This is a genomic window from Mesorhizobium sp. M7A.F.Ca.CA.004.04.2.1 (assembly GCF_004022825.1).
In the GTDB taxonomy this organism is placed as follows: Bacteria; Pseudomonadota; Alphaproteobacteria; order Rhizobiales; family Rhizobiaceae; genus Mesorhizobium.
This window is the reverse complement of the sequence record NZ_RZPH01000054.1, coordinates 1-12,561: the sequence shown is the minus strand read 5'-3', so window position 1 is coordinate 12,561 and position 12,561 is coordinate 1. Positions and strand designations below refer to the sequence as shown.

At 63.4% G+C, this 12,561-nt stretch carries 12 protein-coding genes, 1 tRNA gene and 1 pseudogene; 5 read left to right on the top strand and 9 right to left on the bottom strand.

What is annotated here, in order from left to right; genetic code table 11:
• From EN893_RS04535 to EN893_RS04525, 3 genes are all read left to right on the top strand, one after another.
• Window positions 1-280: L-rhamnose mutarotase (locus EN893_RS04535; protein WP_128361422.1), on the top strand; the 280-nt coding region annotated here is incomplete at its 5' end.
• A 235-nt stretch (window positions 281-515) separates the two neighbouring features.
• Entirely contained in the window at window positions 516-2,027 is a 1,512-nt protein-coding gene (locus EN893_RS04530) for an altronate dehydratase family protein (protein WP_127269481.1), read from the top strand.
• A 68-nt stretch (window positions 2,028-2,095) separates the two neighbouring features.
• Complete coding sequence (locus EN893_RS04525; RefSeq protein WP_127271930.1) at window positions 2,096-2,842, top strand: SDR family NAD(P)-dependent oxidoreductase; 747 nt, start codon at window positions 2,096-2,098, stop codon at window positions 2,840-2,842.
• A gap of 14 nt (window positions 2,843-2,856) precedes the next feature.
• Here the strand turns inward: EN893_RS04525 and EN893_RS04520 are convergent, their stop codons facing one another.
• From EN893_RS04520 to EN893_RS04495, 7 genes are all read right to left on the bottom strand, one after another.
• Complete coding sequence (locus tag EN893_RS04520; RefSeq protein WP_256755018.1) at window positions 2,857-3,591, bottom strand: dihydrodipicolinate synthase family protein; 735 nt, start codon at window positions 3,589-3,591, stop codon at window positions 2,857-2,859.
• On the bottom strand, window positions 3,592-3,762 hold the full coding sequence (locus EN893_RS38995) for a hypothetical protein (protein WP_245456791.1): 171 nt from the start codon (window positions 3,760-3,762) through the stop codon (window positions 3,592-3,594).
• 7 nt (window positions 3,763-3,769) lie between these two features.
• Window positions 3,770-5,482, bottom strand: a complete 1,713-nt coding sequence (locus EN893_RS04515) for an IlvD/Edd family dehydratase (protein ID WP_127267765.1) — start codon at window positions 5,480-5,482, stop codon at window positions 3,770-3,772.
• A gap of 14 nt (window positions 5,483-5,496) precedes the next feature.
• Entirely contained in the window at window positions 5,497-6,273 is a 777-nt protein-coding gene (locus tag EN893_RS04510; protein ID WP_127267764.1) for an SDR family oxidoreductase, read from the bottom strand.
• A gap of 15 nt (window positions 6,274-6,288) precedes the next feature.
• The gene (gene araH / locus EN893_RS04505; protein WP_127272533.1) at window positions 6,289-7,239 is read right to left on the bottom strand and encodes an L-arabinose ABC transporter permease AraH; all 951 of its coding nucleotides are present in this window, start codon (window positions 7,237-7,239) and stop codon (window positions 6,289-6,291) included.
• An 11-nt stretch (window positions 7,240-7,250) separates the two neighbouring features.
• The gene (gene araG / locus EN893_RS04500) at window positions 7,251-8,762 is read right to left on the bottom strand and encodes an L-arabinose ABC transporter ATP-binding protein AraG (RefSeq protein WP_127267762.1); all 1,512 of its coding nucleotides are present in this window, start codon (window positions 8,760-8,762) and stop codon (window positions 7,251-7,253) included.
• A 68-nt stretch (window positions 8,763-8,830) separates the two neighbouring features.
• Window positions 8,831-9,820, bottom strand: coding sequence for an arabinose ABC transporter substrate-binding protein (locus EN893_RS04495; protein ID WP_128361421.1), 990 nt, complete (start codon window positions 9,818-9,820; stop codon window positions 8,831-8,833).
• Window positions 9,821-10,020: 200 nt separating this feature from the next.
• Between EN893_RS04495 and EN893_RS04490 the strand changes: the two genes are divergently transcribed.
• Both EN893_RS04490 and dgoD read left to right on the top strand, forming a co-directional pair.
• Window positions 10,021-10,767, top strand: coding sequence for a FadR/GntR family transcriptional regulator (locus EN893_RS04490; protein ID WP_127267761.1), 747 nt, complete (start codon window positions 10,021-10,023; stop codon window positions 10,765-10,767).
• A gap of 8 nt (window positions 10,768-10,775) precedes the next feature.
• Entirely contained in the window at window positions 10,776-11,924 is a 1,149-nt protein-coding gene (gene dgoD, locus EN893_RS04485) for a galactonate dehydratase (protein ID WP_128361420.1), read from the top strand.
• Between the two features lie 190 nt (window positions 11,925-12,114).
• On the opposite strand, the gene EN893_RS04480 is transcribed toward dgoD, so the two are convergent.
• Window positions 12,115-12,190: transfer RNA gene (locus EN893_RS04480), tRNA-Ala, on the bottom strand.
• 172 nt (window positions 12,191-12,362) lie between these two features.
• Window positions 12,363-12,561, bottom strand: a pseudogene (locus EN893_RS04475) (TIGR02300 family protein); the annotation flags it as partial.

Below are 12,561 nucleotides of genomic sequence, written 5' to 3'. Positions count from 1 at the left end.
CTACAGGCGCGTCCACGCCGCTGTCTGGCCCGACGTCCTCGAGGTCATCAGCGGCGCCAACATCCGCAACTATTCGATCTTCCTGCGCGAACCGGAGAACCTTCTGTTCGCCTGCTGGGAGTATCACGGCAGCGACTTCGCCAAGGATGCGGCGCGAATGGGCGAGTCGCCGGCGATGCGCAAATGGTGGGAGCTGTGCGACCCCATGCAGACGCCACTGCCGACGCGCGCCGACGGCGAATGGTGGGCGGCGATGGAAGAGGTCTTCCATCTCGACTGACCGTGTCCCGGCCGGGCGGCGATCCGTTGTTTCATCCAGCCGTTTGCCGCCCTCAAACTGCGCCGCAAGGCGCTCTCATCGCACGCCACTCACCTGACCGATCCGCCGCAACGCCCTGCAGTCCAGGCCTTTCGCAACCGCACCTTGACCACTGACATTCTATTATATTAGTATTCCAAATCACTTTTGCCTCTCGACGCTCCTTGTCGGGGAGAGCCTTTTCAGAGTTTGGGTCATGGCACGGTTCATCAAGCTGTCGGATACAGACAACATTCTTCTGGCGGTCGATCCGTTGAAGATCGGCGACAAAGCCGGGGACGTGGCAGCGAAGGCGCGCATACCGCGCGGGCATAAGATGGCCCTGCGCGACATCGGCTCGGACGACCCGATCGTGAAATACGGCCAGACCATTGGCTTTGCGCGGGAACCCATCGTCGCCGGCGACTGGGTTCACGAGCACAATGTGTATCTGCGCAATTTCGAACGCGACTACGTCTTCGGCACCAATACCAGGCAAACCGAGATCGTTGCCGAGGCCGAGCGGGCCACCTTCATGGGTTACCGTCGGCCGAGCGGCAAGGTCGGCACGCGCAACTTCATCGCCGTCCTGACGTCAGTGAATTGCTCTGCCAGCGTCGCCCGGTTCATCACCGACGAGGTCAACCGGTCTGGCATCCTGCGCGACTATCCCAATATCGACGGCATCATCGCACTCGTCCACGGCACTGGCTGCGGCATCGACACCAAGGGTCCCGCTTACGACCTGCTGAAGCGCACGCAATGGGGCTTTGCCACGAACCCCAATGTCGGCGGCGTGCTGATGGTCGGGCTCGGCTGCGAAGCGTTCCAGATTCCGCGCTGGATGCAGTCGTACAACATCGAGGAGAGCACGATTTTCCGCACGATGACGATCCAGGAAACCGGCGGCACGCGAAAGACAGTCGAGGCCGGCGTTAAGGCGATCGTCGACATGCTGCCTACGGTGAACGCCGCCGAAAGGACGCCGCAACCAGCCTCCGAACTGGTGCTAGCACTGCAATGCGGCGGATCGGACGGTTACTCCGGCATCAGCGCCAATCCGGCACTGGGTGCTGCGGTGGACCTGCTTGTCGGGCAAGGCGGCACGGCCGTGCTCTCGGAGACGCCCGAAATCTATGGCGCCGAACATCTTCTCGCCTTGCGCGCCGAGAGCCGCGCGGTGGGTGAAAAGCTGATCGAGCGCATCCGCTGGTGGGAGGATTATACCGCCAGGCACGACATGGAGATGAACAACAACCCTTCGCCCGGCAACAAGCTGGGTGGGCTGACGACCATCCTGGAGAAATCGCTCGGCGCCTCCGCCAAGGGCGGCACCACCAATCTGCGCGCAGTGCTGGAATATGCCGAGCCGATCAACGAGCGCGGCCTCGTCTTCATGGATACGCCTGGCTACGATCCGGTCTCGGCCACCGGGCAGGTCGCCGGCGGCGCCAACATATTGTGCTTCACCACCGGCCGCGGTTCGGCCTTCGGCTGCAAGCCGACGCCCTCGATCAAGCTTGCCTCCAACACCTTTATCTTCGAGCAGATGCGCGAGGACATGGACATCAATTGCGGAGACATACTGGACGGCGTCTCGCTGGCCGAGAAGGGCGAGGAAATCTTCGCCGAGATCCTGCGCGTCGCATCCGGCGGGCGCACCAGGTCGGAAGCGCTCGGCTATGGCGACAACGAGTTCGTGCCATGGAGCCTTGGCGCAACCATGTAGCGATATCGCCCGCCTGCGCAGGCCGGCCTTTATCCCGGAAGTAGCTCAAACGGAAAGAACCGCTCGACATGAACAGGATCGATCTTGACGGCCAGCACGCTGTGGTCACCGGCGGCGCCCAGGGCCTCGGCTTTGCGATGGCCAGACGTTTCGTCGCCTCCGGCGCGACGGTAACCTTGTGGGACCTCGATGAGGCCCGCCTCGAAACCGCCAAGAAGGAACTCGGCAGCGCCGCCACGACGGAGACCGTGGACGTCGCCGATTGGGCGTCGGTGGACGCGGCGCGCGCCAGGACCGAAGAGCTGGCCGGCAAGATTTCCATTCTGGTCAATTCCGCCGGAATTGCCGGCCCGGCCGCCCCGCTCGACGTCTACGACATCGAGACGTGGAAGAAGGTCATCGACGTCAACGTAAACGGTACGTTCTACGTCAATCGCGCCGTGGTTCCCGGAATGAAGGAGCGCAATTACGGACGGATCGTCAACATCGCTTCGGTGGCCGGCAAGGAAGGCAACCCCAACGCCTCCGCCTATTCAGCCTCGAAGGCGGCGGTCATCGGCTTGACCAAGTCGCTCGGCAAGGAACTGGCGCAGTACGACATCGCCGTGAACTGCATCTCGCCGGCCACGGCACAGACGCGCATCCTCGAACAACTGACGCCGGAGCACATCGAATATATGCGCTCGCGCATTCCGCGCGGCCGCCTGCTGGAGGTTGACGAAGCCGCGGCGATGGTCGCCTGGCTCGTCTCCAAGGAGAACAGCTTTACAACCGCCTCCACGTTCGACCTGTCGGGTGGACGGACGACCTACTGAAAGGCAGTTGCCGTTCAGCCAGGCAACCGACCCAGACCAATCGCAAAGCGCTCCACCATTGCGAGGCCAGGCTCGCCTGGCCGCATCGCCGGAGCCCGGTCATGTACCGGGATGCCGGCGCGGGCGCCGAACAGCCGCTTGCCGTAACAGACCAGGCTCTCGATGCCTTGCATGACGAAGACGGCAGCCGGCAATATTCTTGCATATTCAGCCTCGGCCGTGACTTCGTCTCCGGCGCGGAACGCATGATAGGCGCGCACGGCATAGTCGGCGCAATCCGGCGCCAGGATCATGCCGCGGCAACCGATGCGGAAATTGTCGATCAGTTCCAGGCCGCCGCGTCCGTTGAAAACCGGTATCCGGCCTTCGGTGCGCTCGATCAGCCCGGCGATGTCGGTGACCGGACCTTCGCCCTTGATCAGCCTTATGTTGGGATGCAGCGTGACGAGTTCGCGGATTTCGTCCGATGACAGGCCGCGCCCGAAAAAGGCCGGCGCGTTCTGGATCGCCACCGGCAGGTCGGTCGCCTCGGCGACGCGGCCGAAGAACTTGATGTATTCCGGCGCACCATAGGATCCGGCTGGCGGCGGCTGCAGGATCACCCAATCCGCTCCGACGCTTTCGGCATGGCGAACCTGCGCCACCTGCTCAGCCACAGAAGAACCGAAGATGGTGAAGGCGAGCGGCACTTTTCCTGCGGTGTCTTCCGCCGTCCAGTCCATGATCGTCCGACGCTCGGCCTCGGTCAGCTAGGCGACTTCCGTTGCCAGGCCGAGCGCCGCCATGCCGTGCACGCCGGTCGCGAGGCAGATCTCGACCTGCCGACGCATCGCCGCGCGGTCCAGCTGTTCGTTCACGTCAAAGAGCGCGTAGAGAATGGCGTGAATACCGTGGAAATCATCTGGTTTGAATTTTGTCACGCGTACCTCAATGGCTTTCGCGTGGAATGGCATGGCCACGGCTTCCGACGAGAAAGTCGAGGTCGGCGCCACGATCCGCCTGCAGGACATGGTCGACGTAGAGGCCTTGATAGCCGCCGCGCATCGCCGGGACGGGCGGTAGCCAGGATTCACGACGCCGCGCCAACTCCTGTTCCGACACGTCGAGATGCAGCTTCCTCGCTTCGACATCGAGCTCGATGAAGTCGCCGCTCCTGACCAGCGCCAGCGGGCCGCCGATAGCGGCTTCGGGTGCGGCATGCAGAACGACAGTGCCGAAGGCGGTACCGGACATGCGGGCGTCGGAGATGCGGATCATATCGCGGACGCCTTGCTTCAGCAGCTTCCGAGGCAGCGCCATGTTGCCGACTTCGGCCATGCCAGGATAGCCTTTCGGCCCGCAATTCTTCAGCACCATGATCGACGCATCGTCGATGTCCAGCAAGGGATCGTCGACGCGCGCCTTGTAGTCGTCGATGTCCTCGAAGACGACGGCGCGGCCGCGATGCTTCATCAGCGCTGGCGAGGCGGCGGACGGCTTGATAATGGCGCCGTCGGGCGCCAGATTGCCGCGCAGCACCGCGATGCCGCCGTGCGATGTCAGCGCCTTGTCGCGCGGGCGGATCACCTCCGGATTGTAGTTTTGGGCGTCACTGATGTTCTCGCACACGCTCTTGCCGGTGACGGTCAGCGCGTCGAGATCAAGCAGATCGGCCATCTCCTTCATGACGGCCGGAATGCCACCGGCGTAGCAGAAATCCTCCATCAGGAAACGGCCGGACGGCATCAGGTCGAGGATGGTCGGCACATCGCGGCCATATCTGTCCCAATCGTCCAGCGTCAGCTCGGTGCCGACGCGGCCGGCGATTGCCAGCAGATGCACGACCGCATTGGTCGAGCCGCCGATCGCGCCATTGATGCGGATCGCGTTGGCGAAGGCTTGTCTGGTGAGGATAGCCGACAGGCGCAGATCCTCATTGACCATCTCGACGATGCGCCGTCCGGTCATGCGGGCGATGCGGCTGCGGCGTGCATCGACTGCCGGATAGGCGGCGTTGCCCGGCAGCGCCAGGCCGAGCGCCTCGACCATCGAGGCCATGGTCGAGGCCGTGCCCATGGTCATGCAGTGACCGGGTGAGCGCGACATGGCGCTCTCGGCATTGGCGAAATCCTGCTCGCTCATCACGCCGGCGCGAACGTCTTCCGAAAACTTCCACACATCGGTGCCGGAACCGATTTCGCGGCCTTGGAAGCGGCCATTGAGCATCGGCCCGCCGGAAATAACGATCGACGGCAGATCGCAAGAGGCCGCGCCCATGACCAGCGATGGCGTGGTCTTGTCGCAGCCGGCCATCAGCACGACGCCGTCCATCGGGTTGCCGCGGATCGCCTCCTCGACATCCATCGAGGCGAGGTTGCGAAACAGCATCGCCGTCGGCCGCAGATTGGACTCGCCGCAAGAGAAGACCGGGAATTCGAGCGGCAGGCCGCCGGCTTCCAGCACGCCGGCCTTGATGTGCTCGATCAGAGCACGGAAATGCACGTGGCAAGGCGTGAATTCGGAGAATGTGTTGCAGATGCCGATCACCGGACGGCCGTCGAAGGCATCATCGGGCAGGCCGTTGTTCTTCATCCAGCTGCGGTGGATGAAGGCATCCTTGCCCAGCCCGCCGAACCAGTGCTGCGATCGTCTCTTGGTCATGGTCTTTCCGGCGTTCAGGCGGGATGCTGGAGCTGGCTCAGTCCACCGTCGACGACGAGCGTGGCCGCGTTCATGAACGGGCACTCGTCGGAAATCATGAACACCGCGGCAAGCGCGATCTCGTGCGCCGTGGCGATGCGGCCGCCGGGGTGCAGCGCCATGGTGTTGGCGCGTGCTGTGGCTGGATCGGCAAAGCTGTTCCAGTAATCGATCGCCTTCTGCGTCTCGACATAGCCCGGCGCCAGCGCGTTCACGCGCACGCCTTGCGCCGCATATTCGAGTGCCAGCGATTTGGTCAGGCCGAGCAGCGCGTGCTTGGCGACCGGATAGGGGAAGGTGTGCGGGATGATGGTGAAGCTGTGCGTCGAGGCGATGTTGAGGATGGCGCCGCCGCTCGCGATCATGCCCGGCAGCACCGCCTTGCTGCAGTTCCAGGCTCCCTTGACGTTGACGTCGAAGTTGCGGTTCCACTCTTCCTCGGTCGCCTCGAGCGGCGTCGAGAACACATTGACCCCGGCATTGTTGATCAGCGCGTTGATCGGGCCGATCTCGGCGGCCGCTTGGCTGACGGCAGCCGCAATCCCGGCGCTGTCGCTTATGTCGGCCGCAACATGTCCGACATGGCCTTGCGGTGCGGCAAGGCCGGCGACTGCCTTGTCCAGCAACGCGCCGTCGCGGTCGACCAGGAACAGTTTTGCGCCTTCGGCCAAACAGGCTTTGGCGATGGCAAGCCCGATGCCTTGCGCTGCACCCGTCAGGAAAATGCGTTTGCCGGAAAGGCGCTCAACCATTTTTGTCCCTCCAGCCTATCGCCGGCCCAAAGCCGACGAGCGCAGATTGTCGAGCAGCACGGCCAGCAGCAAAATGACGCCGCGCACGATGTACTGGTAGAAGGCCGGGATGTTGAGCAGGTTCATGGCGTTCTCGGCGATGCCCATAATCAGCACGCCGACGATGACGCCCGACATGGTGGCGCGGCCGCCGGCAAGCGAGACTCCGCCGAGCACGCAGGCCGAGATAACCGAAAGCTCGAGCCCGACCGCCGCGTTGGGCTGGCCCGAGGTGATGCGCGACGCCAGCAGGATGCCGGCGATACCACAGACGACGCCTTGCAGCGCAAAAATCCAGATGCGCGTCCGGTCGACATTGACGCCGGCAAGCCGCGAGGCCTCCGGATTGCCGCCGATGGCCAGCGTGTTCTTGCCGAAAACGGTCCGGTTGAGGACGAAGCCGAAGATGCAAAACAGGATGGCAAGCACCCAGACCGGCGTCGGTATGCCGAGCAGTTTCGAGAGCGCCAGCTGATAGAAATCCGGGCTGTTGATGCCGACGGCGCGGCCGTCGGACGCGATCAGCGCAAAGCCGCGCACGATCTGCATGGTGGCCAGCGTCGTGATCAGCGCGTTGATGCGAAATTTGGCGATGACAACGCCGTTGATGAAGCCGACGAAAGCGCCGCAGGCGATTGCCGCCAGCAGGCCAAGCAGGATCGAGCCGGTGTAATTCGAGGCCATCACAGCGACCATGCCGGCAAAGGCGACGATCGAACCGACCGACAAGTCGAAGTCGCGCGTGGCGAGGCAGAACATCATGGTGCAGGCGACGATGCCGACGGTGACCACCGACTGCAGCAGGCCGAGCATGTTGCGGTCCGTAAGGAAGTTCGGCACCAGAGCCGACACCAACGCGAAGGCGACGACAAAGATGACGACGAGCCCCTGTTCGCCGAGCAGGATTTTTTTCAACTGGTCGGTCATGCCAAAAGTCCTCAGGATGCGATCGCGTCGGGGGTTTTCTGATCGGGGAGAGCGGCAGCCAGGATCGCCCTTTCGGCGAACTGGTCGCGGGTGAGCTCGGCGCTGACGCGGCCGCCGCACATCACCAGGATGCGGTCGCAGATGCCCATCACCTCCGGCAGTTCGGAAGAGACGACGACGATCGCCATGCCATCCTCGGCAAGCTGGTACAGTAGCTCATAGATCTCGGATTTGGCACCGACATCGATGCCGCGCGTCGGTTCGTCGACAATGAGAACCCGCACGCCCTGTTCGGACAGCCAGCGGCCGAGGATGACCTTCTGCTGGTTGCCGCCGGAGAGGTTGATGATGTCCTGCTTGCGCGACGGCGTGCGCACCTTCAGCTTCTTGATAAAGGTCTCGGCCGTGGCGATCTCGCTGGCGCGGTTGAGCACGCCGAAGCGTGTGTGATGGCGCCGCGACGAGATGTTGATGTTCTCCTCGACCGAGCGCCCCTGGATGATGCCGTCATGCTTGCGATCCTCCGAGCACAGCACGATGCCGGCCCGGATCGTGCCACGCGGATCGGTGGCGCGAACCAGCTTGCCGTCGACGGTGATGGTGCCGCCCGAGCGCGGATCGGCGCCATAGACCAACCGCATCAGCTCCGAGCGCCCGGCGCCGATCAGGCCGAAGAAGCCGACGATCTCGCCTGCCCTTGCCTCGAAACTGGCCGGTGTCTGCAGTTTGGGGCCGCTGAGAGCGTCGACCTTCAGGCGGACATCGCCTGTTTTTCGTGCGCGAAAACCCCAGATATCCGAAATCTCGCGGCCGACCATCTCGGCGACGACCTGATCGCGGGTGACGCCTTTCAGCGACGCGTGGTGCGCCGCGAGCTTGCCGTCGCGCAGCACGGTCAGGCTGTCGCAGAGCCGGAACACCTCGTCGAGCCTGTGCGAGACGTAGATGATGACCTTGCCCTCGCTGCGCAGGCGATTGATCAGGGCAAACAGGATTTCGCTTTCGCGCGAGGACAGCGACGAGGTCGGTTCGTCCAGCGCGATAACGCGTGCGTCGAGCATGACCGCCTTGGCGATCTCGACCATCTGGCGTTCGCCGATCGACAGCGTCTTGACCTTGCGGCGCATGTCGATGTCGATACCGGCCGATTTCAGCTTGGCGCCGACGTCGTCCAGCATCCGGCGACCGGCGATGATGCCGGCGTTGGCGGGGAAACGACCGAGGCTGAGGTTTTCGGCAACGGTGAGTTCAGGAACGAGTTGCAGTTCCTGATGAATGACAATGACGCCATTGTCGAAGGCATCCCGGGTCGAGGTATAGGCTTGAACCCTGCCGTCAATGCGGATCTCGCCCTGATCGGCATGCTGGTCGCCGGAGAGGATCTTGATCAGGGTGGATTTGCCGGCGCCGTTCTCGCCCATCAGGCCATGCACGGCGCCTTTGTCGACGCCGAACGAGACGTCCGACAGCGCCTTGACGCCCGGATAGGTCTTGGTGATGTGCGAGAAGTCGAGAAAGGACACGAGCCGATCCTTTTGAGCCATGACAAACAGGCGGCGGGATGAGCCGCCGCCTGTTTGTACAGGGAGGATTATTCGATGCCGAGGCCCTGGCGGACCTTCTGGTAGTCGTCACGCTTGGCGAGTGCACCGGAAGTCAGGATCAGCTTCTCCGGTTCCTTGTTGTTGGCAACCCAGTCATACATGTTGAGCGCCGTCTCGTAGCCATGACGCTTCGGCGAGATGATCACGGTGCCGACGAAGCCAGTGGCGGTCGGCTTCTTGAACTCGTTGATTGCGGAATCCGCGCCGCCAATGCCAACGCCGATCACGCTGTCAGCGGGGATGCCGACGCTTTCGGAAGCACGCACTGCGCCGAGCACCGCCTCATCGTTGAGGCCGAAGGAGACCCATTTCTTGATGTCGGCATGGGCGTTGAGCACGACCGTTGCGGCGTTGAGGGCGGCTTCGGTGTCGGTCTTGGCCTGTGGCGCGTCGAAGATGTTCTCGGCCTTGAAGCCGTTTGCCTTCAGCACCGAGATGGCACCTTCGACGCGGTCGACCGCGGTCGGCAGTTGGTCGTAGGAGACGCGGATGGCGCCGACCTCGTCGGCCTTCCAGCCGCGTGCCTTCATTTCGTCGACGATCGCCTGGCCGACGGCTTCGCCGATCTTGGTGGCCGAAATGCCCATATGCGGCATGTCTTCCAGCGCCTTGCCGTCGGCGCCGACCAGACGGTCGTCGACAGTCATCAGCTTGAGATTGTTGGCGGCGGCCTTGGCGACGATGCCGGGGCCAAGCTTCACGTCCGGTGTGCAGACGATGAAGCCCTGGGCGCCCTGGGCGCCGAGATTGTCGATGGCCGACATCAGCTTCTCACCGTCCTCGGCGCCGATCTTGACCAGGGTAAAGCCCTTCTCCTTGGCGGCCTGGTCGGCGAACTTCCATTCGTCCTGGAACCACGGCTCCTCGGGCTGTTTGACGATGAAACCGATCTTGGTGTCCTGAGCATATGCAGCGATGGTCGTGACGGACAGCACGGCAAGCGCGCCCGCGACGAGCGCGGTCTTCAAAAGTCGCATGATTACCTCCCAGCGATAGACCGGGCGCTCAGCCCGGATGCCGGAGTCTCTAATCGCTTTTATCATACTCGTCAATTGATCTGGTATGATAATTAATGTACATGCTCTGACCAGCGATCGCTGGCGCAATTGATCCGCATCCGTTAAGGGCGGACCGGCTGTGCGAAACCAGCGGTTCGCCGCCTTGGAGGAGGGCTGAGGTGACCGAGATTCTGAAAAAAGCCCCGGGAGATACGACCACTCGCCGCCCGCGCGTGATGCCGGATGTGACCAAGGCGATAGCCTCTGACATCTTCTCCGGGCGCTATCCGGCCGGCTCCTCCTTGCCGACCGAAAACGAGCTCGGCGTCGAGTATGGCGTCAGCCGCACCGTGATCCGCGAAGCCCTGAAGGTGCTGGCCGCCAAAGGGCTGGTGCTGTCGCGGCCACGCATCGGCACGATCGTCTGCAACGAGGACGACTGGAACATCATCGACCCGCAGGTGCTCGCCTGGCACGCGCCGCACGCGCTGGACGACAAGCTCTTCGACGCCATCCTCGAAACGCGCCGCGCCATCGAACCGCTGGTCGCAGAACTCGCCGCCACCCGCGCGACGCTGCAGGAAATCGCCGATCTCGAAGCGGCATGGCGAGGCATGGCCGGCGCTGGCGAGGACCTCGCCGCCTTCTCGCGCAGCGACATCGCTTTCCACCAGATCGTCTATGCCGCGAGCCACAACCCGATCTTTCGCCAGATCGGTAATCTCATCGACACCGGGCTGAAATTCTCGCTCGAGGCGACGGCGGTGATTTCGCTCGACCGGCGCATGGAGGCCGTGGCGGCGCACCGCGAGGTGGTCGAGGCGCTGCGCATGCGCAATGCCGAGGCGGCACGCGGGGCGGCAAACAAGATCCTCGACCTCGCGGCGCGCGACCTCGGCAGCGCCAAGAAACTCAAGAGCAACTGAGACTGCGCATGAAAATCATCTCGCTCACCACCTACATCGTTCCGCCGCGCTGGCTGTTCCTGAAAATCGAGACCGATGCCGGCGTCACCGGCTGGGGCGAGCCGGTCGTCGAGGGCCGGGCACTGACCGTCGAGGCAGCGGTCAAGGAGCTTGGCGATTACCTCATCGGCAAGGATCCCCGCCTGATCGAGGACCACTGGACGGTGATGCACCGCGGCGGCTTCTACCGTGGCGGGCCGATCCTGATGAGCGCCATTGCGGGCATCGACCAGGCACTGTGGGATATCAAGGGCAAGGCGCTCGGCGTGCCTGTGCATGAATTGCTCGGCGGCAAGCTGCGCGACACGATCAAGGTCTATTCCTGGATCGGCGGGGACCGGGCGGCGGAAGTCGCGGCGGGTGCCCGGGAAATGGTTGCGCGCGGTTTCCTGGCGTTGAAGATGAACGGTACCGAGGAGTTGCAGATCGTCGACAGCCACGACAAGATCGATGCCGCTGTCGAACGCGTCGCCATGGTGCGCGAGGCCGTGGGGCCCAACATCGGCATCGCCGTCGATTTTCACGGCCGCGTGCACCGGCCGATGGCGCGCGCCCTGGTCAAGGAGCTGGAGCCCTACAGGCTGATGTTCATCGAGGAGCCGGTGCTCAGCGAAAACCGCGAGGCGCTGAAGGAGATCGCCGCGCTTGGCTCGACGCCGATTGCGCTCGGTGAGCGGCTCTACAGCCGCTGGGACTTCAAGTCGGTGTTCGAGGAAGGTGTCGTCGATATCATCCAGCCAGACCTGTCGCATGCCGGCGGCATCACCGAATGCCGCAAGATCGCGGCGATGGCGGAAGCCTATGATGTGGCCGTGGCGCCGCACTGCCCGCTCGGGCCGATCGCGCTTGCTGCGTGCCTGCAGCTCGACGCGGTCAGCTACAACTGCTTCATCCAGGAGCAGAGCCTCGGCATCCACTACAATGCCGCCAACGACCTGCTCGACTATGCCGCCAACAAGGATGTCTTCCGCTACGAGGATGGTTATGTCGCCATTCCCGACGGACCGGGACTGGGTGTCGAGATCGACGAGGACTATGTCAAGGAACGCGCCAAGGAAGGCCATCGCTGGCGCAATCCGGTCTGGCGCCACAAGGACGGCTCCTTCGCCGAGTGGTGATCGGGCTGCCTTTCAGTCTCTAAGCGCTCCATGAACAGTGAGGACTTTGTCCGGCGAGCCATCGCTCTCAAGAAATGGCTCGTTCGTTCCGTTGATGGAGGCGCTTTCAGCGGCGTTGCCTGAACTGGCCACCAAGCGCAACGGCCGCAGTGCGGCACATTCATCGGCTGCGAATTGCAGAGGAACTGTTTGGTGGAGCCAATCGGGATCGAACCGACGACCTCTTGAATGCCATTCAAGCGCTCTCCCAACTGAGCTATGGCCCCACTTCCGGCAGTCAACCGGCGCCGTTTCCGGCGAAGAGATCCGGCGCGGGTTGGAGACCACGCCGTTAGTGCAGGCGGCTTCTAACCCCGCCCTTCTCAGATATCAAGCCTTCGATAGCCGCTTTTTCTTCACAGGCCACGAAAGCCCGCAAACGCCCGCTTTCAAGGCCGATCAGACCTCGTCGTCGTCGTCTCCGACGCCGATCATGTCGGCGACGTCGTCGTCTTCTTCCTCTTCGTCGGCAAGGAAAGTGTCATCTTCGTCGTCGCCGAGATCGACGTCGTCCTCATCGTCGCCAAGATCCGGCAGGTCGTCGCCCTTGACGTCCTCATCAGCCTCTTCGAGCGAGACGACCTCAACGCCTTCTTCT

Excerpts from the sequence above, each read along its gene's own strand:
- EN893_RS04530 (WP_127269481.1), top strand. The coding sequence starts at position 516 with ATGGCACGGTTCATCAAGCTGTCGGATACAGACAACATTCTTCTGGCG.
- dgoD (WP_128361420.1), top strand. The coding sequence starts at position 10,776 with ATGAAAATCATCTCGCTCACCACCTACATCGTTCCGCCGCGCTGGCTG.
- EN893_RS04510 (WP_127267764.1), bottom strand. The coding sequence starts at position 6,273 with ATGGTTGAGCGCCTTTCCGGCAAACGCATTTTCCTGACGGGTGCAGCG.
- EN893_RS04495 (WP_128361421.1), bottom strand. The coding sequence starts at position 9,820 with ATGCGACTTTTGAAGACCGCGCTCGTCGCGGGCGCGCTTGCCGTGCTG.
- EN893_RS04515 (WP_127267765.1), bottom strand. The coding sequence starts at position 5,482 with ATGACCAAGAGACGATCGCAGCACTGGTTCGGCGGGCTGGGCAAGGAT.
- araH (WP_127272533.1), bottom strand. The coding sequence starts at position 7,239 with ATGACCGACCAGTTGAAAAAAATCCTGCTCGGCGAACAGGGGCTCGTC.
- EN893_RS04525 (WP_127271930.1), top strand. The coding sequence starts at position 2,096 with ATGAACAGGATCGATCTTGACGGCCAGCACGCTGTGGTCACCGGCGGC.